General features: G+C 36.4%; 21 protein-coding genes and 1 riboswitch. Of the genes, 20 read left to right on the forward strand and 1 reads right to left on the reverse strand.

Annotated elements, in window-relative coordinates:
* The first annotated feature begins 29 nt into the window (after positions 1-29).
* From EL260_RS02785 to EL260_RS02815, 7 genes are all read left to right on the forward strand, one after another.
* Entirely contained in the window at positions 30-353 is a 324-nt protein-coding gene (locus tag EL260_RS02785) for a DUF6660 family protein (protein ID WP_123858767.1), read from the forward strand.
* Positions 354-490: 137 nt separating this feature from the next.
* Entirely contained in the window at positions 491-4,852 is a 4,362-nt protein-coding gene (locus EL260_RS02790; RefSeq protein WP_123858768.1) for a CusA/CzcA family heavy metal efflux RND transporter, read from the forward strand.
* Between the two features lie 88 nt (positions 4,853-4,940).
* Positions 4,941-6,167, forward strand: coding sequence for an efflux RND transporter periplasmic adaptor subunit (locus tag EL260_RS02795; RefSeq protein WP_123858769.1), 1,227 nt, complete (start codon positions 4,941-4,943; stop codon positions 6,165-6,167).
* A gap of 142 nt (positions 6,168-6,309) precedes the next feature.
* Positions 6,310-7,191 (forward strand): bestrophin family protein, encoded by an 882-nt coding sequence (locus tag EL260_RS02800; RefSeq protein WP_123858770.1) that lies wholly within the window; start codon positions 6,310-6,312, stop codon positions 7,189-7,191.
* A gap of 18 nt (positions 7,192-7,209) precedes the next feature.
* The gene (locus EL260_RS02805) at positions 7,210-8,112 is read left to right on the forward strand and encodes a cation diffusion facilitator family transporter (protein WP_123858771.1); all 903 of its coding nucleotides are present in this window, start codon (positions 7,210-7,212) and stop codon (positions 8,110-8,112) included.
* 18 nt (positions 8,113-8,130) lie between these two features.
* Positions 8,131-8,550, forward strand: coding sequence for a Fur family transcriptional regulator (locus EL260_RS02810; protein ID WP_123858772.1), 420 nt, complete (start codon positions 8,131-8,133; stop codon positions 8,548-8,550).
* Between the two features lie 389 nt (positions 8,551-8,939).
* A complete protein-coding gene (locus EL260_RS02815) occupies positions 8,940-10,589 on the forward strand; it encodes a heavy metal translocating P-type ATPase (RefSeq protein WP_394343542.1) in 1,650 nt (549 codons plus the stop codon).
* 466 nt (positions 10,590-11,055) lie between these two features.
* Here EL260_RS02815 and EL260_RS02820 read toward each other — a convergent pair whose 3' ends face one another.
* On the reverse strand, positions 11,056-11,574 hold the full coding sequence (locus EL260_RS02820; protein ID WP_123858774.1) for a GNAT family N-acetyltransferase: 519 nt from the start codon (positions 11,572-11,574) through the stop codon (positions 11,056-11,058).
* A gap of 235 nt (positions 11,575-11,809) precedes the next feature.
* Here EL260_RS02820 and EL260_RS02825 point away from each other — a divergent pair, with 235 nt between their 5' ends.
* The 13 genes from EL260_RS02825 (at position 11,810) to EL260_RS02885 (ending at position 26,727) form a co-directional block, all read left to right on the forward strand.
* Positions 11,810-12,172 (forward strand): hypothetical protein, encoded by a 363-nt coding sequence (locus EL260_RS02825; protein ID WP_123858775.1) that lies wholly within the window; start codon positions 11,810-11,812, stop codon positions 12,170-12,172.
* A gap of 178 nt (positions 12,173-12,350) precedes the next feature.
* Complete coding sequence (locus EL260_RS02830) at positions 12,351-12,623, forward strand: YHS domain-containing protein (protein ID WP_123858776.1); 273 nt, start codon at positions 12,351-12,353, stop codon at positions 12,621-12,623.
* Positions 12,610-13,275, forward strand: a complete 666-nt coding sequence (locus EL260_RS02835; protein WP_123858777.1) for an SCO family protein — start codon at positions 12,610-12,612, stop codon at positions 13,273-13,275. The genes EL260_RS02830 and EL260_RS02835 overlap by 14 nt, the downstream gene beginning before the upstream one ends.
* Before the next feature lie 135 nt (positions 13,276-13,410).
* A complete protein-coding gene (locus tag EL260_RS02840; protein WP_123858778.1) occupies positions 13,411-14,085 on the forward strand; it encodes a superoxide dismutase in 675 nt (224 codons plus the stop codon).
* Between the two features lie 3 nt (positions 14,086-14,088).
* Complete coding sequence (locus tag EL260_RS02845) at positions 14,089-14,460, forward strand: hypothetical protein (RefSeq protein WP_123858779.1); 372 nt, start codon at positions 14,089-14,091, stop codon at positions 14,458-14,460.
* 260 nt (positions 14,461-14,720) lie between these two features.
* On the forward strand, positions 14,721-15,644 hold the full coding sequence (locus EL260_RS02850) for a hypothetical protein (RefSeq protein WP_123858780.1): 924 nt from the start codon (positions 14,721-14,723) through the stop codon (positions 15,642-15,644).
* 4 nt (positions 15,645-15,648) lie between these two features.
* On the forward strand, positions 15,649-17,628 hold the full coding sequence (locus EL260_RS02855) for a TonB-dependent receptor plug domain-containing protein (RefSeq protein ID WP_123858781.1): 1,980 nt from the start codon (positions 15,649-15,651) through the stop codon (positions 17,626-17,628).
* A 44-nt stretch (positions 17,629-17,672) separates the two neighbouring features.
* A complete protein-coding gene (locus EL260_RS02860; protein ID WP_123858782.1) occupies positions 17,673-18,539 on the forward strand; it encodes an MbnP family protein in 867 nt (288 codons plus the stop codon).
* Positions 18,540-18,555: 16 nt separating this feature from the next.
* The gene (locus EL260_RS02865; RefSeq protein ID WP_123858783.1) at positions 18,556-19,575 is read left to right on the forward strand and encodes a cytochrome-c peroxidase; all 1,020 of its coding nucleotides are present in this window, start codon (positions 18,556-18,558) and stop codon (positions 19,573-19,575) included.
* A 130-nt stretch (positions 19,576-19,705) separates the two neighbouring features.
* Positions 19,706-19,892: riboswitch (cobalamin riboswitch) on the forward strand.
* A 113-nt stretch (positions 19,893-20,005) separates the two neighbouring features.
* Positions 20,006-22,048, forward strand: a complete 2,043-nt coding sequence (locus EL260_RS02870; protein WP_123858784.1) for a TonB-dependent receptor plug domain-containing protein — start codon at positions 20,006-20,008, stop codon at positions 22,046-22,048.
* Entirely contained in the window at positions 22,045-23,181 is a 1,137-nt protein-coding gene (locus EL260_RS02875; RefSeq protein ID WP_123858785.1) for a YncE family protein, read from the forward strand. The genes EL260_RS02870 and EL260_RS02875 overlap by 4 nt, the downstream gene beginning before the upstream one ends.
* 15 nt (positions 23,182-23,196) lie before the next feature.
* Entirely contained in the window at positions 23,197-24,420 is a 1,224-nt protein-coding gene (locus EL260_RS02880; protein ID WP_123858786.1) for a cell surface protein, read from the forward strand.
* A 30-nt stretch (positions 24,421-24,450) separates the two neighbouring features.
* Positions 24,451-26,727, forward strand: a complete 2,277-nt coding sequence (locus EL260_RS02885; protein WP_123858787.1) for a DUF5074 domain-containing protein — start codon at positions 24,451-24,453, stop codon at positions 26,725-26,727.
* Positions 26,728-26,919 lie beyond the last annotated feature (192 nt).

Consider the following 26,919-nt stretch of genomic DNA (forward strand, 5'->3'; position numbering starts at 1 on the left):
TTTTAGAAAAAAACTTTACCTTTGTAACAATGAACCTGTTAAGATGGATACTGGCGATTTATTTCATGGCATTATCACTGATGCCATGTGAAGACGTGTCCCATCCACTGGATTCAGGAAATAAGAAAATAGCATTAAGCATTCATGGAGCTCATTCTACTGAAAAAGGAGATGTTTGTTCACCACTTTGTGCTTGTAGCTGTTGTCAGATTACAGTTTCTGCATTTAGAATGGATCCTTTGCTGGAAATTCCGGAACAGGTTTCCGCTTATTTTTCAAAGAAGATCTTATTTCATAAAAATGACTTCGCTTACAAGATATACGATCCTATCTGGCAGCCTCCTAAAATTTAATTTTATTGATCTTTAGAAAGTTATGCTTTCTAAGCTTACTTGAAACTTTGCAATACCATTGCAGAGGTTTTCATGATATTTTTGCTGCAGTATTCTCACTGTATGCATTTATTTTCAATAAAAATTAAATATAGATCGTGTTAGATAAAATAATAAAATTCAGTATTAAAAACAAGGTGGTTATTGGCCTTATGACCCTGGTATGGATTATCTGGGGAGTATGGAGTGCCACCAAGCTTCCAATAGATGCTGTACCGGATATTACTAATAATCAGGTACAGATCATTACCGTATGCCCTACACTGGCAGGGCAGGAAGTAGAACAATTGGTGACTTTTCCTATTGAGCAGAGTATTGCCAATGTTCCGGGTATTCAGGAAACAAGAAGTATTTCGAGATTCGGACTTTCCGTAATTACCGTAGTATTCAAAGAGCAGGTTGATGTGTACTTCGCGAGACAGTTAATCAGTGAACAACTGAAAAGCGCAGTAGAAGAAATTCCTAAGGGAGTAGGAACTCCCGAACTAGCTCCTGTAAGTACAGGTCTGGGAGAGGTGTATCAGTATATTCTCCACCCTAAAAAAGGAAGTGAGAAAAAATATAATGCTAAAGAGCTTCGAACCATGCAGGACTGGATCGTTAGAAGACAGCTCAACGGAACACCGGGAGTTGCTGAGATCAATAGTTTTGGGGGAGAATTAAAACAATATGAAGTCGCTATAGATCCTAACCGATTGAAAGCAATGGGGATCAGTATCAGTGACTTATTCACAGCACTTGAAAAAAATAATCAGAATACCGGAGGGGCTTATATTGATAAGAAGCCTAATGCTTACTTTATCCGAGGAATAGGGTTAGTGTCGTCTCTGGATGATATAAAAAATATAGCCGTTAAAAATGAAACAGGTAGCGTTCCTATCTTTGTGAAAGACGTGGCAGATGTTCGTCTGGGAAGTGCAGTTCGATACGGGGCTTTAACGTATAACGGAAAAGTAGATGCAGTGGGAGGAGTTGTGATGATGCTGAAAGGAGCAAACAGTAATGAGGTAGTAGAGAATGTTAAAGCAAAGATTCCTACCATCCAAAAATCTCTTCCGAATGATGTGGTCATTGAGCCATTTCTGGATAGAACAGATTTGGTAAGCAGAGCGATCAGTACCGTTGAGAAAAACCTGATGGAAGGAGCATTAATTGTAATTTTTGTTCTTGTAGTCTTCTTGGGGAATCTAAGAGCAGGACTTATTGTAGCATCAGCCATTCCACTTTCCTTGTTATTTGCATTGGGAATGATGAATGTCTTTGGAGTAAGTGCGAACCTAATGAGCTTAGGAGCAATAGACTTTGGGCTTATTGTTGATGGAGCTGTTATTATCGTTGAAGCAACCCTGCATTTACTTCACAATAAAAATAAAGGAATGCTGACCCAGGTTCAAATGGATCAGGAAGTAGGGAGTGCAGCCTCTAAAATGATGAACAGTGCTATATTTGGACAGATTATTATTCTGATTGTGTATGTTCCGATTCTTACACTGGCAGGAGTAGAAGGAAAAATGTTTACCCCAATGGCTAAAACGGTAGGTTTTGCAATTATTGGAGCAACAATACTATCCATTACCTATATTCCCATGATGAGTGCATTGTTTTTATCTAAAAAAATCTCACATAAAGAGACGCTTTCAGATAAAATGATGAATGCCATACAGAAGGTGTATCAACCATTGTTACAAAAAGCAATTAGAATCAAATATATTATTGTTTCAGCAACCATTGCCATTTTTGTCCTTGCTGCTTTCATCTTTAAGAATATGGGGGGGGAATTTATTCCACAGCTACAGGAAGGAGATTTTGCATTCCACTGTATTCTTCCACAGGGAAGTTCATTAAGCCAGAGTATAGAAACATCTATGCAGGCTTCCCGAATTATCAAACAATTTGATGAGGTGAAAATGGTAGTAGGGAAGACCGGTTCAGCCGAAGTTCCTACAGATCCAATGCCTCCTGAAGCAACCGATATGATTGTGGTATTGAAGCCACAAAGTGAATGGAAAACCAAAAAATCTTACAATGAGCTGGCTGATGAGATCAGCGAAAAATTAGAAGCTATTCCGGGCGTATTTTTTGAAAAGAACCAACCGATTCAAATGCGTTTTAATGAACTGATGACGGGGATCAGACAGGATGTTGCCGTGAAGATTTTTGGAGAAAATCTAGACTCGCTATCAGTATATGCTGATAAAGTAGGAAAAGTAATCCAGTCCGTTGATGGGGCAACTGCTCCACAGATAGAAAGAGTAAGTGGTTTACCCCAGATCAATGTACAATATGACAGAACAAGAATTGCTAACTACGGATTGAATATTGAAGATGTCAACAATGCGGTAAGTACTGCCTTTGCAGGTAAAGCCGCCGGGCAAGTCTTTGAAAATGAAAGGCGTTTTGATTTGGTAGTTCGCTTGGATAGTCTTCACAGATCAGATATTTCAGATGTTAATAATTTAATGATTGCAACGGCCACAGGAGCACAAATTCCATTGTCTCAGGTTGCCAATGTAAGTTATAAACTAGGTCCAGCACAGATTAGCCGTGAACAGGGAAAACGTAGAATTGTTATCGGATTTAATGTAAAAGGCCGTGATGTGGAAAGTGTAGTAAAAGATATTCAGGCAAAACTTGATAAAGAAATAAAGCTTCCATCGGGGTACTACTTTACCTATGGCGGACAATTTGAAAATCTACAGGAAGCCAGTAAACGTCTAATGATTGCGGTTCCAATATCATTGCTGCTGATCTTTATGTTGTTATATTTTACTTTCCGTTCATTTAAGCAGGCAGGATTGATCTTTACAGCGATTCCAATGAGCGCCATTGGAGGTATATTTGCGCTGCTCCTGAGAGATATGCCATTCAGTATCAGTGCCGGAATCGGATTTATTGCGCTCTTCGGAGTAGCCGTGCTTAACGGAATTGTTTTGATCGGAACTTTCAATCAACTTGAAAAAGAAGGTGAAACTGATCTTCTGAAAAGAGTATATGAAGGAACAAAAAGCAGACTCAGACCGGTGTTAATGACCGCTACAGTAGCTTCATTAGGATTCTTGCCAATGGCTATTTCTACGGGAGCTGGAGCAGAAGTTCAAAAGCCTTTGGCTACAGTAGTAATTGGTGGGTTAGTATCAGCTACATTCCTCACCTTATTTGTCTTGCCAATGCTGTATATTATTTTTAATACAAAGGTTTTAAAAAGAAAAAAGAATAACACAGGATCATTTACTATAATTCTTATTTTAGGATTTATGATGATGGGGCAGGCTTTTAAGGCACAGTCCAGAGAAATGTCTGTTGAACAAGCTGTCCAGATAGCGGTAGATAATAATTTAATTTTAAAATCAAAAGATTTAAGTATTAAATCAGCCGAAGCATTGAGACCAACATCCAAAGAACTTCCCAAGTTAGGTTTTGAAGCGCAGTTGGGGCAGTACAATAGCCGGAATTTTGATCAGTCTTTTGCGATCTCCCAAAGTATTCCTTTTCCAACACTCTTTAAAGCAAAAAAAGAATTAATCAACGAAAATATTAAGAGTAAGCAGATTGATAAAGAAGTGACAGCCAATGAACTGATACGACAGGTTCGAACCTACTATTATCAGATTGAATACCTCCAGTACAATAAAGCACAGCTAACAAGTCTTGACAAGGTTTATGATGATTTTATAAGGATTGCTACTGTAAGATTTAAAGCTGGAGATATCAAAAAAATTGAAATAAATACAGCAGAAACGCAAAAAGGAGAAATTGACCTGTTACTCAGACAGAATGAGGTGTATTTAAATAATGCCTATAAAAATTTAAAAACTATTTTAAATATTTCAGAAGGTTTTGAGGTTCCTTTCAATAAGAATTATGAACCTTTAAAAGTAGAAAATATCCTCGACAGTTCTATTGTAGCTAACAATCCGTCAGTAAGAGCATTTTATCAGGATATGGAAATTGCAGAAAAAAATAAAAAGGTTGAGAAATCCTTAGGGTTACCTGATTTTAGTTTAGGATATACAAACCAGTCATTGATTGGCTTTCAGACCGTAAACGGAATGGAAAGATATTATGGATCAGGAAATCGTTTCAGTGCGGCTACAGTGGGTGTTGCCATTCCACTTACCTTTGGAGCTACAAAAGCAAGAATGCAATCGTTGGAATATCAGAAGCAGGTTGCTGAGACCAATGCAAAAATGCAGCAAAAGCAATTAACCACACAGTTGGAAAATGCTTTCAGTCAATATCAGCAGGATATACAGCAGTATGATTATTATACGAGTCAGGCCCTGCCTAATGCTGAAAAGATTGTAAATGCAGCTCAGTTAGGCTATAAAACAGGGGAAATTTCTTATGTAGAATATCTTTTTGCCTTACAAACAGCTACTAATATTCAATTAAAATATCTGGAGTCAATCCAACAGGTCAATCAATCTGTAGTAACTATTAATTCAATCATTAATAAATAATATGAAATCGTTAAATAAAATTCCAGGGAAACAAACACTAACCAAGGTGACGATTGCATATGACCTTATAAAAAATAAATATTTGCATATGAAACTCAAATATAATATCATATTTCTTATACTTATTGCTCTGTTTATAACAAGCTGTGGAAAGAAAGAAACTCCAATAGAAAAAGCTCCGGAAAAGGCAGAGCAAACAGAAAAGCCCAAAGAAGAAGTTCCTGAAACAATAGCTGCATTAACGGAGGAACAGATGAAGTCGGTAGGCGTTACTCTGGGAACGGTAGAAATGAAAGAGCTTACCTCTACCATTAAAGCCAATGGTTTATTAAGTGTTCCCAACAGTAATAAAGCAACCATTACTTCTTTATATGGAGGAATTATCAAAACCTTAAATGTTCAGGTAGGAAGTATTGTAAAAAAAGGACAGGTTATTGCTACAATTGCCAATCCCGAATATATACAGCTTCAGGAGGATTACCTGACTACAAACAGTAGAATTACCTATGCAGAACAGGAATACAGAAGACAAAGAGAACTTTTTGATAACGATGCCGGTGCAAAGAAGAACTTACAAAGTGCCGATGCTGAGCTGAAGACCTTAAGAACGAAAAGAGCATCTCTTTTAAAACAGCTTCAAATGATGGGGATAAGTCCGGGTAATGTTAACAATGGGAATATGAAGTCCGGATTGGTAATTACAGCTCCTATTAGTGGAACGATCAGCGGAATCACAGCACAGATCGGAAGCTACGTGGATATTTCGTCCCCCGTAGCTACAGTAATTGATAATGGATCTATTCACCTCGATCTTCAGGTTTTTGAAAGAGACCTTCCGAAAATGAGAGTAGGGCAGATTGTTCATTTTAAGCTGACCAATAACCCTGAAACAGAATATGATGCCAGAATTTACAGCATAGGATCTTCATTTGAAAATGAAAGCAAAACCATTTCAATGCACTGCCAGGTGATCGGAAATAAGACTGGGTTAATTGACGGTATGAATATTACAGGTATTGTAAGTCTGGATAAAAGTACCACTCCAGCAGTTCCTTCTTCAGCCATCGTAGAGGCAGACAGCAAATATTATGTTTTTGTACAAACCGATAAGAAACCGGAAGAAGAACATGAGGAAAAAGGAAAACCTCATCCTAAAACTTTGAATTTTGAAAAAATAGAAGTGGTGAAAGGAACTTCAGACATGGGGTATACTGCCATTACACCAATAGGGCAGATTCCCGCTGATGCCAGGATTGTAGTGAAAGGAGCCTTTTTCGTGAATGCTAAACTGGTGAACTCAGGGGAGCATGAATAAGTCATGATGAAAGTGATCGGAATCAGCTGAATATCAATTTTTATGCTTACATTAGAACTGTTTACGAAATAGTTGATTGAAGTATAGAACAGGCTGATAAGAAGTAAAGATTATCTTACAGTATTTAATAAATGATTCTACTATGCTATTAAACAAAAGAATATCAATCGGGTATTTCCTCCGTGGAATACAATCTCAGATTTTGTTTATCGGAATATTTGCCGTGGCCATAGGAATTTTGGATATGCTTCCATGGTTCCGTAAAATTTCACTCCCATTAAACATCCCTGCGCTTTTAGGAACAGCAGTATCGCTTCTCCTGGCGTTCCGGACTTCACAGTCTTATGAAAGATGGTGGGAGGCAAGAACCGTTTGGGGGGCTATTGTTAATGACTCCCGTTCTTTGATAAGGCTGGTAATACAATTTATTCCGGTAGGAGATGATAAAGTCATAAAGGATTTTGCGGAAAGACAGATTATTTGGACCTATGCCCTGGGAGAATCATTAAGAAAGCAACCTTTCTCAGAAAAAGTTAAACAGTACCTGAAAGAGAATAATATCAGCGGGATGAATATTCCCAATGCTCTTTTGGATGCTCATTCCAGACAGCTGAAAGAAGTTGCAGTTTCTAAGGGATTAACAGATTTTCAACAAATGCAGCTGAATGATATGATCACCAGGCTCTGTGAAAGTATGGGGAAATGTGAAAGGCTCAAAAATACAGTCTTCCCAAGATCTTATAGTGTTTTACTCCATATTTTGATCTATGTATTTGCCATATTGCTTCCTTTTGGATTAGATGATTCACAACTATTCCTAGAGATCGCCATTACCTTCCTGATCCCGATTGTATTTATTATGATTGAAAAGACATCCATCATTATGCAGGATCCATTTGAAAATACACCAGTGGATACTCCTATGACTTCTCTGGCACAAACCATTGAAATTAACATCAGACAAATGATGGGGGAGCAAAACGTTCCTTTAAAAAAAGAAAATCCATTATACTATGAAATGTAACTAAAAACCATACTTATTATGGAAGAGATAAAAGCACAAATACAAACACAGTCTGCAGCCAGCAAACATAAAAAAAATCTGCTGATTGTACTCGCCTTAAGTGGTACCTATCTTATTGCAGAGGTTATAGGAGGAATTGTCACCAATAGTCTTGCATTGTTGGCAGATGCAGCTCATATGCTGACAGATGTTGTGGGATTACTTTTGGCTTTTATTGCCATAAAAATTGGAGAAAGAAAAGCTAACCCTTCTAAAACATATGGGTATTATCGTACTGAAATATTAGCAGCGGTAATTAATGCTGTTGTTTTGTTAGGAATATCAATATATGTTTTAATTGAAGCGTACCGTCGATTTCAGAATCCACCGGAAGTACAAAGTTCCTCAATGCTGATTGTAGCCGGAATCGGATTAGTGGTAAATATTGTCGGATTGATGATCTTAAGAAAAGATTCGGAAGCAAGCCTGAATATGAAAGGAGCCTATTTTGAAGTGCTTTCAGATATGCTTACTTCCGTAGGAGTGATGATTGCCGGAGTTATTATGCTTACCACCGGTTGGTATTATGCCGATCCGTTGATTTCTGCTGCCATTGGGTTATTAATTTTCCCAAGAACATGGAAATTACTAATGGAAGCCGTTCATGTTTTGTTGGAAGGAACGCCAAAAGATGTAGACATCCAGGAATTACGTAAATCGCTGGAAGAAACTCCAGGGGTAAAAGATATTCATGATCTGCATGTATGGTCGCTTACCTCAAGTGTAAATGCAATGAGCGCTCATGTTGTGAAAGATAGTGCCTATCCTCAGAATTCGCTTTTAAAGACATTAACGGATAATACCACTCAAAATTTTAAAATAAGCCATACAACTTTTCAGATCGAGGAGGAGGGATATGAAGAAAATGAAGCACATCTGTAATATTTTAAAAAATTAAAAATGAAAAAAGATATAGAAAACAAACTCATTGATAAAAATACCAAGCCTACGAGTATGAGGATTTTGGTATATGATTTTTTAAGCTCACAAGACACTGCATTGTCTTTGTCTGAAATAGAAAATCACTTTGAGAATGCAGACCGAATTACCATTTACAGAACATTAAAGACTTTTGAAGATAAAGGAATTGTTCACAGTATCCAGGAAAATACCACTACAAAATATAAATTGTGTGATGACGATTGTGATGAAAAAACACATAAAGACTGGCACCTTCATTTCTACTGCAAAATATGTAAGCAGACCACTTGTAAAGAAGATATTTCTTTTCCGGAGAATATACAGACCAATTTCAGAATTGATGAAATAAGACTGTTTGCCAAAGGAATCTGTGAAAATTGTCTTGAAAGTTTGCAATAGCATTGCATCATTCTCACTATTAAATTTGTATAAAAATAACAGTTATGGAAAAGTACCGTAGTACAAACCCAGAAAAAATAGACCCAAAAAGACATACTCATAATCATTCAGAAGGAGATGGACATACTCATGATCACGATGACGATGGACATGGCCACTCTCATGATACCGGGGATCAGAGTACCTTTCAGATGTTTCTTCCTGCAATTATATCCTTTATTATTCTATTGTTAGGAATTGCTTTTGATAACTATATAAAACCGGGCTGGTTTACGGGTTGGGTACGTTTAGTCTGGTTCTTGGCAGCTTATCTTCCTGTAGGGCTTCCTGTATTAAAGGACGCTTTTAAAAGTATTATCAAAGGTGATGTCTTTTCAGAATTCTTTCTGATGAGTATTGCTACTATTGGTGCCTTTGCGATTGGAGAATATCCCGAAGGAGTAGCCGTAATGCTTTTTTATGCTGTAGGAGAGGTATTTCAGACTATGGCAGTTACCAGAGCAAAAGGAAATATCAAAGCTTTATTAGATCAGCGTCCTGATGAGGTTACAATCCTGGAGAATAATCAACCAAAAATCATTAAAGCAAAGGAAAGTAAAATTGGAGAGATCATCCAGTTGAAACCAGGCGAAAAGTTAGCTTTGGATGGCGAATTACTTTCAGATTCAGCTTCATTCAATACAGCTGCTTTAACAGGTGAAAGTAAGCCGGATACCAAAAATAAAGGTGAAGTTGTGCTTGCAGGGATGATCAATATGAACAGTGTTGCTCTTGTAAAAGTTAATACAGCTTATGAAGACAGTAAATTAAGTAAAATATTAGAGCTGGTGCAAAATGCAACTGCTCAGAAAGCCCCTACAGAACTATTCATCAGAAAATTTGCTAAAGTTTACACGCCCATTGTTGTACTTCTTGCCATAGGAATCTGTTTACTGCCTTATTTCTTTGTAAGTGATTATCAGTTCAGGGATTGGTTATACAGAGCATTGATCTTTCTTGTAATTTCTTGTCCTTGCGCCTTAGTAATTTCCATCCCATTAGGTTACTTTGGAGGAATCGGGGCAGCAAGCCGAAACGGGATTTTATTTAAAGGAAGTAACTTCCTGGATGCTATTGCAGAAATTCAGAATGTGGTGATGGATAAAACAGGAACAATGACGGAAGGAGTTTTCAATGTTCAGGAGGTAAGTATTGCCCCGGAATTTAATAAAGATGAAATCCTTCAGATGGTGAATGTATTGGAAAGTAAAAGTACCCATCCGGTTGCTACTGCTATTCACAATTATGTAGGAGATATTAATTATTCTATTCCTTTAGAGAATGTAGAAGAAATAGCGGGACACGGATTGAAAGCAACTGTCAATGGTAAAGAGCTCCTGGTTGGGAACTTTAAATTAATGGATAAATTCAATATCAATTATGATATCAACCATGCGAATATTGTGTATACACTTATTGCAGTGGCTTATGATAAAAGATTTGCGGGATATATTACCATTGCAGACAGTATAAAAGAAGATGCTAAAGAAACCGTTGATAATCTTCATAAAATGGGTGTAAAAGCGACCATGCTGAGTGGAGATAAAGGAACTGTGGTGAAGTATGTAGCCGATCAGCTGGGAATTGATAATGCATTCGGAGATCTTCTTCCGGAAGATAAGGTGAATAAAGTAAAAGAGATCAAAGCAAAAAACCAGACCGTGGCTTTTGTAGGAGATGGGGTAAATGACGCTCCAGTGGTTGCTTTAAGCGATGTAGGAATCGCGATGGGAGGTTTGGGAAGTGATGCTACCATTGAGACGGCAGATGTTGTTATTCAGGATGATAAACCAAGTAAAATTCCAATGGCCATCAATATTGGAAAACAAACGAAAAAGATCGTTTGGCAGAATATTATCCTTGCTTTTGCTGTGAAAGCGGTAGTTCTTGTACTTGGTGCCGGAGGCTTAGCAACGATGTGGGAAGCTGTATTTGCTGATGTAGGAGTTGCTTTGCTGGCGATCTTAAATGCAGTAAGAATTCAGAGAATGAAGTTTTAAAGACAAAAAACATACAACTATATTATATTAATGAAGGCTCTGCTGGCTACAGCAGGGTCTTTTTTTGTTTTTGTTTTTGGAATTTGCAAGGGGGTAAGGGGTTTTATGATGCTGGTGAAGATTTTAAGGGGTAAGAAATCAAAGATTTTCAGCTAAGACTCATATATGTTTTTCAGCCACGAATTCACGAATTATTTATTTGAACTTTTCACCATAAGCCTATAAAGTTTTAATATCCTTTTTCAAAAAAAATCATTCCAATTTAGTGTAGAGCTTTAACCCTAATAAGGTTATTCGTGAATTCGTGGCTATCAAATATGTGGTATTCAATTATAATCATAGCAGCTTAAAAATGTAATCTTTTAAGAATTCTTCGTGTGTTCGCGAATTCCAACAAAAATAGCAACAAAGAAAAAGCCCTGCTGAAAAAACAACAGAGCTAACAAGATTAAACTTTTATAAAGAACTAAATTTTCTGTTTGGATAAGGCAAAGAAATTAAAATCCTCTTTCCCTATACTGAACTGATGCTCTCCAATTTTGGAATAACCATTTTTATCATAGAACTGTAATGCTCTCTCATTAGAATTCAGAACAGATAACCAGATATATTGGTGGTCAGAATTTTCAAAAGAATTCATCAATTCATCCATTAATGCCTTTCCTGCTTTTTTATCCAAAAACTCTTTCAGGACATAAATTTTCTGTAACTGAGAAACAGCAGTGGAATTAATAAACGCTGTTGGAGAATTAATTTTTAGTTTGGCATATCCAATCGGAAGTTCGTTCCAGAACGCAATCCAGAATTTATTATTAGGATTCTGAATACTATTCCTGATTTTAGCTACACTGAAGGTTCGTTCAAAATAATCAAATAGATCCTTTGGATCACGCAAATAGTCCGAAAATGTTTCTGTAAAGGTTATTCTTCCCAGTAGTGCAATATGTTGTGCATCTTCTGATATGGCAGTTCTGATCTGAATCATCTTATAAATTCTAAAGCCTTGTAACCAAAGTTCGCCATAATATTAACATGATGACAGATACAGTTTTATTAAATTTATAGGTATCAGATTGCTGAGGATATTTAAAAACTCTTTAATGCCTTTGGATATTCCTATGTACATTAAGGAAATTTAGAAGAACTCATTAATGACATTCATCATAAATAAGAGGTAAAACAGTTTTGAAATAGTATATTTGTAACACAGAACTGAAGAATTGAAGCTATTCATTTCCATATTTATCATTTTTACGGTTGCAGTACGTCCTGTTCTGCCTCTGGTAAACTATGCTGTAAACTATGATTATATTGTGAAAAATCTTTGTGAAAACAGAAAAGTTCCTCAGTCTACCTGTAAAGGGAAATGTTATGTAGAGAAAGAGCTGGCAAAAACAGAAAAGCAATCAAACAGTTCACAAACGGTAAAGATTGCAGGGCTGGATGTTTTCCTTTCCAATGAAATCCTTTCTTTTTTAGAGCATAAATATATTGAGCCACGGATTGAAGCTCCAGGTTCATATTATTTTGATTTACATTCTTCAGACTATTTTTCCAGGATATTCCATCCTCCTTTAGTTTAATTTTTATATTGAACTAATGTTTTAGTTTTAAACTAAAATACACTTAAACAATTTATTATAGATTTACATGAAAAGCTATGTTAATTTTATATGATAGCATCTGATCGTGTGGTTATTTTGATGTATTGTTTAATCTCGTAATTTTATTCAATAGTATTAATTTCAATTGATTATTAAAATGAAATTTCAAATTATTTTGACGGCTTTGCTGTCAATAGCCCTGTTGTCGTGTACAAAAGAACCTCAGGTAAAACATAAAATGAACATGAGCACTTCAGGGGAAAATATAAAGAATGTCCAGGTAGTGAATGAAGAAGATCCTATTTGTCACATGAAAACCGCAGGCTCTTTAAAAGATACTGCAGTATATAAAGCTAAGGTATATGGCTTTTGCAGTTCGTATTGTAAAGATGAATTCAAAAAAAATCCTGAAAGCTATGCCAAAAAATAATAAGACTAAGGTTATTATTCCGATTGCCATTTTTGCTTTACTTTTCTTAGGGATAGGAGTGGGAATGAGTTACTTTAAAAAGAATCTTTATACGGTGATGAAGGTTCCTGATTTTGAACTGACAGATCAGAATGGTAAAAAAATAACCAATAAAGATATGCTGGGAAAGGTGTATCTGGTAGAGTTTTTCTTCAGTAAATGTCCTACGATATGCCCGGTGATGAATACGAATATGAAGGCCGTTCAAAACCATATCAATAATCCTGATTTCGGAATTATTTCTATCAGTATCGATCCGGAAAATGATACTCCGGAAGCTTTGAAAGAACACGCTCAAAGAATTGGAGCGAAATCTCCTAACTGGCATTTCCTGACGGGTGATAGAAGTTATATTGGTAAATTAGCCGATCAGTTCAATATCTATGTTGGAGACAAAGAAGATGAAGCAGAAAGTCTTAATCACAGTGGAATGATTGCTTTGGTAGATGAAAAAGGGAACATTCGTTGCAGGTATAATAAAGAAAATATGCCGATTCTTTATTATTCAGGATTGAATTATGAGGATCCGGAAGGAAAAAATCCTAAGCTAAATGGAAAATATCATCCGGATAGAGAAATCCTGATTGAGGATATTAAGAAGTTATTAAATTAGAAGGAAGAATGGTAGCTGGAAGTATTGATCGTTAAGCAATTCTTTAATTGTTTTTAAAATTTCAAGTACTCCCATCTTCCGGCCTCAAACTTCCATTCTAAAGTAAAATATTGTTTAACCATATAACAAAACATTATGAAGATTATGAAAATTGCTGCTTTAGGAGCAGTATTAGCAGCTCAGTTTACACTGGCTCAGTTTAAGCAAACTCCTTTACCGTATGCTTATAATGCATTAGAAGGATCAATAGATGCGCAGACAATGGAAATTCATTATTCAAAGCATGGTGCTGCATATGCTGCCAACTTGAATAAAGCCATTGCCGGAACTCCACAGGAAAAAGAAACTTTACTTAAGATTCTTTCTGAAACTTCCAAGCTAAGTCCTGCGGTAAGAAACAATGCGGGAGGACATTATAACCACGAGCTTTTCTGGACGATCCTTACTCCGGAGAAAAATACTCAACCTTCTGCAAAATTAGCAAAAGCTATTAACGAAACTTTCGGAAGTCTGGATGCTTTCAAAGAAAAGATGAGTAAAGCTGGTGCAGACCGTTTTGGATCAGGATGGGCATGGCTTGCCGTGGATAAAAACGGAAAACTTTTCGTTTCCTCTACCCCTAATCAGGACAATCCATTGATGGATATTGTAGAAGAAAAAGGAACTCCTATTCTGGGAATAGATGTGTGGGAACACGCTTATTACCTGAAATATCAGAACAAGAGAGCAGATTATCTTTCTGCAATCTGGAATGTGCTGAACTGGAAAGAAGTCAGCAAAAGATATGATGAAGCTTTAAGCAAAAAATAATTAATGAAAATAATTTACAGCATACTCTTTATTGGCTATATGGTGTTCAGACCTCTGATCCCTTTGGTTGAGTATGCTGTAAATTATAATTATATTGCCAACACGCTTTGTGTTAATAAAAGCAAACCGGAAGTTCACTGTAACGGAAAATGCTACTTAAGCAAAGAGCTGGCAAAAACCAATGCTGATACGGAATCTACTCCTTTCAACAAAGCAAAGAATTCAGGGCAGAAAATTCTTGATGTGTATACGCTGCCTGAGATTGTAGAAGTTGCTATCACCGGAAAAATTATTGTTTCCAATTTCAATTTTCTCTACGAAACAGATTATTCTTTTCTGTTTCTGAAACACATTTTCAAACCACCTGTTTTTTAGGATTCAACTATTCACTTATAGAGATTAACCACAAAAGTTTATTGAACATAGTTTTAATAAGCTTAATGCTTCATGCTTAATAAGTTTACAAAAATTGAAAATCTTTGATTTTCAAAAAAGCTTAAGTGCACTTTCAACAATTCAGTTGTAACTCTTAAGTAACTTAAGTATAAAATCTTTTGTGCCTTTTGTGGTAAAAAATATTGGATGTTTTCGCATTCAAAGTATTTCTATTGTATTATCAACTAAAAAAATCAACAATGAAAATGTATCAACTTTTTGTAATGAGTGTACTGTTGATGGTTGTTTCCTGCACCCTCGACAAAACAGATTACGAAAATGAAACCAATACAACTGTTCCGGAACTCTATGAATTTAAAGAAGCAACAGCTATAAATAAAGATCATTATAAAATAAGTATTGAAACTTTAAACGGAACATTTTATCAAGGGTATAATGAAATCAGAGTAAAGGTCATCAATACTCAGACAAACGAAAATATCAATGCTTCGGAAGTTACTTTTTTACCCATCATGACGAAAGGTGATGGAAGCAAAACTTCATGTCCATATCAATATATTCTGAGCTACAAACCGGATGGTAAGTACTATTTAGGGTATTCCGTATTTACGGATAAAAGCAATGCACTGGCAAATTGGAGCTTTTATTTGAGTTTCACAGTCAATCAGAAGATATATGCCATCAATAAAGATATCACGGTTAATGAACAGGGGAATAAGAACCTTAATATGACCTCTTTTACGGGAAATGACGGTGAACAATATTGTATTGCACTTATTGCGCCTCAAAAACCGAAAGTTGCAGAAAACAGCTTGGTAGCAGGAATCTATAAATACAATAAGCCTGCTGTATCTACAGGGAATTTTCCTGATCCTATACAGTTTTCTTATTCGGAAGTGAAGGGCTATACTCTGCAATTGGATCCAAGAATGCCGGAACCTTCTATGGGAAATCATTCATCTCCCAATAATCAGGATTTAATACAAGGGAATGACGGATTGTATCACGGTCTTGTCAATTATACCATGACAGGAAACTGGACCTTAAATTTTATCATGCTGAACCAAAATGGTAAGATCATCAAAGGAACTAAGGTTTCTACTGATTTTACACCAGGTGTTCCGGGCGTTAAAAGTGAACTTTTTATTGATACTTTATTCTAATTTCATGAAGCAGTTTGGAATTATATTAATCTTTTTGGGAGTTATTATCAATGCCCAAAACAGAAAAGTACGAAAAGATAGTATTGCTCATTTAGCTGAGGTAAAAGTAAAAAGCAATAAAAAGAAGATTGAAACGGATATGAAAATGGCCGTTTCAGTGGATGAATTTCTAGCATCTTCGGACAAAATAAGCTTTATAAAACGAGGGGCATATGCGTGGGAGCCCTTACTCAATAATATGAGTACGGAAAGATCTGTCATTACTCTTGATGGGATGCGTATTTTTGGAGCATGCACTGATAAAATGGATCCGGTTACCTCCTATATGGAAAGTAATACTCTTTCAGGGGTAGATATAAAATCAGGTCAGGAAGGAAGTTCACATGGAGCAACAGTAGCAGGAAGTATTGATCTGAAAAGAAAAAGTACTCCTTTTGGTCTTGAAAAAAAATGGAATGGGGCCTATCAGACAGGTTTTGAATTCAATAATAAGCAGTTTTTTAACCTTGGAAATATATCCTATTCCGGGAAGAAGCTTGTGGTAGACGGAAGTATTTCCTTCCGGAAAGCAGGTAATTATTACGATGGGAATGATGTAGAAGTAAATCACTCTCAATATAATAAGTTTAATACGGGAATTGGAATCGCTTACAAAACAAGTCTTTTATCTTCAGTGAAAGTGGATGCAATCTTTGATATGGCAAAGAATGTTGGATTTCCTGCTTTACCAATGGATTTATGGCTTTCCAGAGCAATGATTACCTCAGCATCCTACAAACAATTATTTCAAGAAGGATTAATTAAGTCCTGGGATACAAAAATCTATTTCAATACCATTGAACATTATATGGATGACACAAAGCGTCCTGAGAATCTGGTACACATGGATATGCCGGGATGGAGTACTACCTATGGGCTGGTTTCTTCAATGAATCTCACAAAAGAGCGGTATACTTCAGACATAGAACTTAATGCCTACAACAATACATCAATTGCAGAAATGCGGATGTATCCTCAGGATAGAAAGAACAGAACTATGTTTGCGTATAGCTGGCCTTGGGTAACTACACGTTTTGCCAGTCTTTCGATGAATAACAAATGGGATATATCTGATAAAAGCCGTTTGAGTTTCGGAGGATCATTAGGACTGAACTATAATGAGTCTAAATATCCTGAATTCAATTGGATCTTCCATCCGGGAGCATCACCGAAAAAGACTAGAATTCTTCCCAGCCTGCATGCAGGATATCAATTTACCAATCATCATTTTAATTTTTCTGTAGGAACGGGCTACGGCCATAGAGCGCCTTCCGTTTCAGAAGGGTATGGCTATTATATCTACAACAGCTTTGACCGCTATGACTATATCGGAAATCCTGACCTAAAAAATGAAATTTCTTATGAAACCAATGCCAGTGCAGGTTTTAGGAATGAAAAGATGAGTATTGAAGCCAAAGTGAATTACTTCTATATTCAGAATTATATTATCGGAAGAATTCTGAGTCTTGGAAGTCCTATGAATTATCAATCGGTAGGAGTAAAGGCTTATACTTCACTGGATCATGCCACACTCTTTAATATGTCTCTGAATGCCAATTACAGCATTATTCCGGATTTACACTGGAAAGGAACATTGACGTATGCAAGAGGAAGGGATGATAAAGGAAAAAATCTGCCTTTCATCCGTCCTTTGAGCTATCTGACCTCTTTACATTATACCCATGGGAATTTTGGAGTTCAGACCTCTGTAAATGGAGATTTTGTTCAGCTTAATTACAGTCCGGAATATGGTGAAGATCAGACAGCGGCTTACACCGTATGGAATTTTTCCATGGATTATACTTTCAAAATCAAAAAACTTAAGACCATTTTTCAGGTAGGAGCCGAAAACCTGTTAAACAAATATTACAGCACCTATGCAGACTGGGGAAATATCCCAAGAATGGGTCGTAATATTTATACGTCTTTAAAAGTCAACTTTTAAAGATGACAGAAACTTTAATTAAAACAACAACTAAAATTTTTAAAATGCAAAACTTAAAACAATATCTACTATTATCTGCTTTTTCATTAGGTGTAATTTCTTGCCAAAACAGTGATGATAATCCTGTTGCCAATAACGTTACCCTTGAATTCAAGAATACGTTTAAAAATGAAACGATTATTCTCGGAGGTGCTACTTCAAGTACAGCCACGATCAATACCTCAGCAGAAGGACAGGCTCATCATTTTTCAGAATTGAAATATGTAATCAGTAATATTCGTCTGGTAAAAGCAGATGGTAATGAAGTCCCTTATAAAGTCAATGATCTGGATCAGGGCGCTACAGTGATTGACCAATCAAAACCGGAAACGCTTCGTTACTTATTGAGTAATATACCTGCTGGAGAGTATAAAAAAATCAAATTCGGATTAGGAGTAAAAAAAGATCTGAATGTTTTGGATCAGGTGAGATTTCCAAAGTTCTATGCCACTGCAGGTTCCAATGATACCCAAATGATGTGGGAGTGGGGAGCAGGGTATCGTTTTACAAAAATTGAAGGTTTTTATGGAACAGATAACAAACAGATGTCTATCCACACAGGAAGTACCATAAAAGGATCAGAAGGTAATTTTACCCAGGGAGTAGATGCGTATAGAGATGTCACTTTAGATCTTTCCCAACATGCTATCGTGGGTAGCAAAGCGCCTAAAATTATTATTAAAGCAGATTTTGATAAATTGTTGACGGGGAAAATCAATACGATTGTATTGGTTACGGGAACAGGATCAGATGGCAATGCTACTCCGAATATTCATACTGCTAACCAAATGGTAAAATTTGTTGATAACCTCGGTGGAAACGGTTCAAGTGATATTTCCGGAATGTTTTCAGTGAGTGCTGTTGAAAACTAAACTTCTTTCTGCTGCAATGAAAAAAGGATTAAGCATTTTAGCCATTATTATTCTGTTAATATCTTGTAATAACGATCGTTACGAACCTATTTCTGGCGATAATCCACAGATTTCGCTCAATATTCCGTCTGGATTTCCGGAACTAAACAATTCGGTGAACTCTAACAGACCTACAAAATATGGAGTAGAGTTGGGGGAAAAATTATTTAATGAGAAAAGGCTGAGTGCAGATAATAGTATTTCCTGCTCCAGTTGTCATATACAAGGAAATGCCTTTGCAGATCATAATGCACAGGGAATAGGAATTCAGAATAGAGTAGGATTGCGAAATGTTCCTGCTATTCAGAACATGCTCTTTATGAAGTTTTATAATTGGGATGGCAATATCCTTCAATTGGAGAATCAACCCTTAGTTCCTATTATCACTCATGAAGAAATGGGTTCTTCTATTCTGGAGGTGATAGGCAAAATAAGAGATGATATGATGTATAAAGATCTGTTCCGAAAAGCCTTTGGAGACGAAACCATTACTGCTGAAAGAATTTATAAAAGTATTGCACAGTATGAGTACACCCTGATTTCTGCTAATAGCAAATATGATAAGGTAAAAAGAAAAGGAGGAGAAACTTTCACAGAAAATGAAGCCTTGGGATATCAGACTTTTCAACAGAAATGTGTGAGTTGTCATAATACAGAATTATTTACCGATCAGAGTTTCAGAAATATCGGGTTTCCTGTAAATCCGGATACCAATGAGGCGGGACGGGGAAGAGTTACCGGTATTCCAGCAGATTATATGAGCTTCAGAGTTCCTTCTTTAAGAAATGTAGAATATACGGCTCCTTATGGAAGCTATGGCCAGTTCCCAACATTAAGGGCAGTCCTTGATTATTTTGATAAAGGGGTTCTATCTGCAGATAATCTTGATCCTGTTTTTAAAAATAATGGAAACAGAATTCCTCTCTCAGAGCAGGAAAAGACCAATCTTATCCTGTTTCTGAAAACACTGAGCGATCGTGAATTTGTGAAAAAATAATCATTGCTAAAAACAGAAAAACTCAGTAAAAATTGATTGTTTAAATCCCGTTACAATGTAGCGGGATTTTTCATGTTTATTGATTGATAATCATTTTGTTCTGCATACCATCGTATCTGGTGGGAATTTTATATCTTTGCCGGAATTTGGTGAGCCATAATAAGCTCTTAAAAGGGAATCCGGTGAAAATCCGGAACAGACCCGCTGCTGTAAGCTCCACACCAAAGTTTTTGAAAAATAGATCCACTGTTTTTAGGAATGGGAAGGATTTCAAAAACGGAGTAAGTCAGAAGACCTGCCAGAAATAATAAACGTTTGACGCTTTCGTGGAATAAAGCTTAGGACAACAATGATTTTGTGCAGTGACAGCTGTGCTTTGTCGTTGCTTTTCTTATATCCATTAGCGTCATCATGATCCATGAATGAGCTAATGATAGCAAAACTAACTACATTTCAATTCCATAAAATTGTTTTCACGGCATTCGTGTTTACCTCACAATTCCTGTTTTCTCAGACTCATAAAAAAGACAGTATTAAAGGAGAAGCTATAAAGACTGTCAATATTTACAAAAAGAATTTTAAAGAAATCCTTCCTGCTCAGGTCTTACAAGGCGAAGAGCTTGAACGGCTCAACAGTCATTCTGTTGCTGATGCACTGAGATATTTTGCCGGAGTTCAGATTAAAGATTATGGCGGAATGGGTGGTTTGAAGACGGTCAATATCCGAAGTATGGGAAGTCAGCATGTAGGTGTTTTCTATGATGGAATCCAATTAGGGAATGCTCAGAACGGATTGGTAGACTTAGGAAGGTATTCTTTGGATGATCTTGAAGAAATCTCATTGTACAACGGTCAGAAAAGTGAAATTTTCCAGCCTGCCAAAGATTTCGGGTCATCGGGATCCATTTATTTACAACCCAAAACACCAACATTCACCGGCGGTAAGAAAACCAATCTTCTGATCAGAGCAAAAAGTGCTTCTATTGATTTATTTAATCCTTCCTTCCGTTTAGAACAAAAAATTTCAAAAAGAATTTCAGCAAGCGCCAGTGCAGAATTTCTCCAAAGTGATGGCCTTTACAAATTTTACTATGGTAGGAAATTCCCAAACGGTACTACAGCAGCTGATACCATTTCCAAAAGATATGATTCCGATATTAAGGCAAAGCGTTTTGAAACCGCTATTAATGGAACTTTAAATAACGGAAGCTGGAATATCCGTGGATACGGTTATATTTCAAACCGTGGTATTCCGGCACCTATTGTAAAGAAGCGTTTTAAAGCAAGAGGTGCAAGAATGCTTGATGAAAACTATTTTGTACAGGCCAATTTCAGAAAAAAGCTGTTTCCTAAGCTTGAAACTCAGCTGAAGGCGAAGTTTGCTTATGATTATACTTATTTTAATGATACAGTATTATCTCAGGCAGTTTATCCCGCAAAAAATACCTATATCCAACGGGAGGTTTATCTTTCATCTTCCAATATTTATACAATCAATTCAAATTGGGATGTGAGTTTAAGTGGGGACTTTCAGTATAATAATCTTGATGCTGATTTACGTGAATTTTCTTATCCTACGCGTTATACAACTCTTGTTGCATTGGCTACAACCTATCAGTGGAACAGATTTAAATTCTTAGGAAGCCTTTTAGGGACATTTACCTTTGAGGAGGTAAGAATGAACAAGCGACCTGATGACAGAAGAGAATTTACACCAGCCTTCTTTATGAGCTACCAGCCGACTTCAATACCGGAACTTACGCTTAGGGCATTCTATAAAAATATCTTCAGATTACCAACTTTTAATGATCTGTATTATACCAGCGTAGGAAATACTTATCTGCAACCCGAGTTTACCCATCAGTATGATGTAGGGTTTACGTATCAGAAAAAATACGATCATTCTTTATTTAAAGGACTTTATATAAAAGTAGATGGATATTATAACAAGGTAACAGATAAAATTGTTGCTGTCCCTACTACCAATATGTTTAGATGGATGATGCTGAACCTTGGAAAGGTCGAAATCATCGGAACAGACGTGAACATTCAGACCGAATTAATGTTTGGAGATGTAAAAGTTAAACCATTATTAGCATATACCTACCAGAGAGCGAAAGATAAAACGATTAGTGAAGGGAAGACAGAAACCTATTATGGACAACAAATCCCTTATACACCCAGGCATAGTGGATCTTTTACCTTAATGGCCGACTATAAAGACTGGAGCTTCAACTACAGTACAATTTATGTAGGAGAAAGATATGATGGGCAGCTGGATAATATTCAGTACAATTTTATTCAGCCCTGGTATACCCACGATCTTTCTGTTCAGAGAAAATTGAGACTGGCAGGGCATCCTTTTAAAATCAACCTTGAAATGAACAATGTTTTTAACCAATATTATGATGTGGTAAAAAACTATCCTATGCCGGGAAGAAATTTCAGACTCACTTTAAACTTCACCTTATGAGAAAGCTAAATATTTATTTCTTGTTTTTTGCATTGGTAACGCTTGTTTCCTGTCGTACCGATGAGATTCTTATTCCTATGGAAGTTGTGGAAGGGCTTAACCCTGTTGAAAACACGGGAATAAAAGGATTCTATGTATTGAATGAAGGAAATATGGGAAGCAATAAATGCACCCTTGATTTTTTTGATTATACCAAAGGCACCTATTATCGGAATATTTATTCCGAGATCAATCCGAATGTTTTAAAAGAACTGGGAGACGTAGGAAATGATATTAAAATCTATGGAAGCAAGCTATATATTGTGGTCAATGTTTCCAATACCATCGAAGTTCTTGATGCTAAGACTGCCAAGCATATTAAATCAATTTATTTACAGAATTGCAGATACATGACCTTCAAGGATGGAAAAGCGTATGCCAGCAGCTATGCCGGTCCTGTAGATATCAATCCGCTGGCTCCCAAAGGTAAAGTTGCAGAAATAGATACTGTATCCCTTTCCATCCAGCGTACAGCAACAGTAGGATACCAGCCCGAAGAAATGGAAATTGTGGGAAATCAATTATTTGTTGCCAATTCCGGAGGATACATGGTTCCGAATTATGATAGGACTGTTTCTGTAATTGATCTGAACACTTTTACAGAAAAGAAAAAAATTGATGTTGCCATTAACCTTCACCGTCTTAAAAAAGACAATTACGGAGATCTATATGTAAGTTCAAGAGGAGATTATTATAATGTTCCTTCCAATTTATACCTGGTAGATGCAGCAACCGGAGTGATAAAGAAAGACTTTCATATTGCCGTTAGTGAAATGACCATCGTGAATGATAAGTTGTATTACTACGGAAATGAATTCAATTATAATACCCATGCTTATGTAAAAACATTTGGAATCATAGACGTAAAGAATGAGCAGGTTATTTCCAATAGGATTATTGATAAAGAATACGAATCCATCATTAAAACACCTTACGGAATCGCAGTCAATCCAATTACAGAAGATATTTATATGACAGATGCCCGAAACTACGTATCAATGGGATTTGTATACTGTTTTGATAAAAACGGACATTTTAAATGGAAAACCGAAGGTGGAAATATCCCTGCCCATTTTGCCTTTTTATATAATTAAATGAAACTGATCAACATGAATAAAAAAACTATTACTTATTTAACAGCTGGGTTTTTATCCCTTCTATTTGCAGGAATGATTGCGTCCTGTCAGCATGATGATGAGGTTGCAGCACCGGTTCCTACTGATCCGGAAGTAATACCTCCCACGTTTAAAGGATTAGATACTGCTTATACCATTGAACGTTTCAGGGTACTGAGTATTCCTACCAATATTTCAGGAAACATTACCTGGAGCATTAATGACTCTATCATCTCCCAGAATTCCGAACTGGAATTTATCAGCACAAAGACCGCTACTTATCCTTTAACATTAAAAGTAGGAAGCGATAAAGTTTTTCATTCTAAAATCAGAGTCACCAAAGAAGCAGGAACATTAAGTAAATACATTTCCAAAGTTTTTGACTTCCGTCCGGCAGTAGGACAGTTTATGAATGAAATTCCAGAATATGATTTGGGCAATACAGCAGCAGATATGATTAAAAAAGCCAATGACTATCTGGTAGGTTCTAATTCTTCCATGATAAGCCTTGGAGGTTTCGGAGGACATGTAGTGTTTGGTTTCGATCATACCATTCCTAATATGGAGGGAAGAGATTTTAAAATATTAGGCAATGCGTTTTTTGGAAACTCTGCTAATGATCCTCGCTCCGGAAGTTGTGAGCCAGGAATTATTATGGTAGCCTATGATAAAAATAAAAATGGAAAACCTGATGATGATGAGTGGTACGAAATTGCAGGCAGTGAGTACTTTAAAAATACGACGACCAAAAATTATAATATTACTTACTTCAAACCTAATGAAAATAAAGCTCCCGTTCCGGGAAATGACGGCTGGCAGACAGATATAGAATATATCAAATGGCAGGATAATCTTGGGAACACAGGATTTAAAACAAAAAATGCATTCCATTCACAGAGTTACTATCCTTTATGGCTTTCAGATGCTTCTTACAGTTTTACAGGGACCAGGCTTAAAGATAATTTTTATGATCAGAGTGGAGTAGGAAACTATTGGGTAGGAAAATCCTATGAATTTGGATATGCGGATAATGCCCCTAATAATGATGAGGCTTCCAATATCGATATTTCATGGGCAGTTGACAAAAACGGAAAATATGTGAAGCTTCCGGGAATAGATTTCGTAAAAGTATACACTGGAATCAATCAGGAAGCCGGATGGCTGGGGGAGGTTTCTACAGAAGTGGCAGGAGCCTACGATTTACATCTAAAAAAATAACGTACGTAAAATATATTTAAATCAATAAAAATGAAAAAGTTCTACCTTTTTACCCTACTTTTTCTGTTTGCATTTTTCACGAATGCCCAGATAAAAGTACAGGGAGTTCCAAGGAATGATATTCCGGGGAATACTCCGTTAACTACCACTAATATTACAACCAACATCACTTTTTCTGATATTCAGTATTGGGTGGGAACAGGCTCTAACCAGGCTGCATTCGTAGTACAGTGGAATGATAGTAAAAATCCGGATGCTTTAGTATGGGGATTCAGATGGGATGGAAATGCAACAGGTGAAGATATGCTTAAAGCAATTGCAAAGGCAGACAAAAGATTTTTTACATTGCTTTATCAGGGGACTCAGTTTGGATCAGCAATAGGAGGACTGGGATTTGATTTGAACGGACAGGATTCTAATGCCCTTATTAAAAGTGGTAATACGACCTATCCTCTGTACCCTGTGGATGGTATTGTAAATACAACAGCTTATGATTTTGATGATTATGTAGCAAAAGATGTTAACGATCATTGGAAATCAGGATGGTATAGTGGTTTTTGGTCTTATTGGGTGAAAAATCCAACTGATGCTGACTTCGGATTTTCCGGTGTTGGAGCTTCTTCCCGTGCTTTACAAAATGGATCATGGGATGTTTGGAATTACAGCCCGGATTTTCAAACACCTCCAATGTCATCTACTCTTACACCGGTTTCTCCTTATGTAAGTTCCACTAATTTTACCAATGGGTTCTTTATGGTGAATGAAGAATGGTTTGGACATACAAACGGTTCTGTAAACTTTATAGATAATAACGGACAAATCAATTACCGTGTTTACAGCAATGCGAACAATAACCATGCTTTCGGAGCAACTACGCAATTTGGAACAATCTATGGAGATAAATTCTATTTTGTATCTAAACAGGCAGCAGACGGAGGAGATGCTCAGTATACTCCTGGTGGTAGATTGGTAATTGCCAATGCACAGACGATGCAGAAAATTGCAACATTTAATACGATTGGAGGTGGAGACGGAAGATCATTCTTAGGAGTAAATGAGAACAAAGGATATATTGGAGCATCCAATGGTATTTTCTTATTCGATATTGCAAACCTACAGGTAGGCAATATGATTGCGACTACCGGTGGTGGAAGCCAGTATGCCGGGCAGATCGGAAATATGATCCGGACTTCAAAATATGTTTTTGCAGTAAAGCAGAGTGTAGGAATTTTAGTAATTGATCCAATTACAGATACTGTTGTGAATACTATTGCCGGAGCTTTTATTTCTGTTGCTCAGGCAAAAGACGGAAGTATCTGGGCGATTCAGAATCAGAAACTGGCAAATATTAACCCTGCAACTCTTACCATACAGTACTATGATATCCCAACTACAAAATATTCTGACTCATGGGGTGCGTGGAATGCAGGAAGTTTTACAGCAAGTAATACCGAAAATACATTATATTGGATCAAAGCAGGCTCTGGATTTAATCCTGGAAACCAGATTGTGAAATTTGATGTTACTACAAAGGTATTTAATGAAAGCTTTATTACATTACCAGGACAAACAGCAACTTATAAGCAAATTCCTTATGGTGCAGCACTTCGTGTAAATCCTGCTAATGGGAATCTTATCCTGAATACTACGGAAAGTGGATTCGGGGCACATTATCAGAAAAACTGGATTCATACATTTGATAGCAATGGTAATCTGATTGATACTAAAACATTGGCTGATTATTACTGGTTTCCTTCATTAGCCGTATTTCCGGATAATACAGCACCAGTTATAAACAATACATTTCCTTCACAGGTTACCGCAACAGGAACTACAACTATTGATTTGAAAACAATGGTTTCTGATGAAGACAGTTTTGGCTCATCTATTGTAAAAACGATCAAATCAAACACTAATCCATCAGTAGTTGCGGCAGAAATCAATGCCAATGAAGAATTAGTACTTACCCCAATAGGACCAGGAGCAGCTGATATTGTTATTAGTTTCAATTCTAATGGTAAGGTTGTAGAAAAAACACTTAAGGTAAGCAGTACTGCCTCTACTTTAGCAACCGCTGAGGTGAAAAAGCTTGAATTCGCTATTTATCCAAATCCTGTTACAGATATCCTTTATATCAAAACACAGGAAAAAGTAGTAAACGTTTCTATTTATGATGCTTCAGGTAAGTTGATTAATACTCAGTTCAATAATGGGCGGGTAAATGTAAGTATGTTACCAAAAGGAATGTATATTCTAAAAGCGATCACTGATAAAGCTGTATATCAGCAAAAGCTAATTAAAAATTAATTTTAGCATAGCTAATTTTTGTTTCACTCTGACCCGGCCATGAATTGGCCGGGTTTTTTGATAAAATAAGAAGTATTTTATGGCGTGTTTTCAAAAAAAGAAATGTTTGTCTTTATAAGTAGAAAGAACATAAAAGAAGCAGGTTATCATTTAACCTGCTTCTTTTATATCATTTAGCTTATCTCATAATAA

The sequence above is a fragment of the Chryseobacterium nakagawai genome, from assembly GCF_900637665.1.
GTDB classification, from domain to species: Bacteria; Bacteroidota; Bacteroidia; order Flavobacteriales; family Weeksellaceae; genus Chryseobacterium; species Chryseobacterium nakagawai.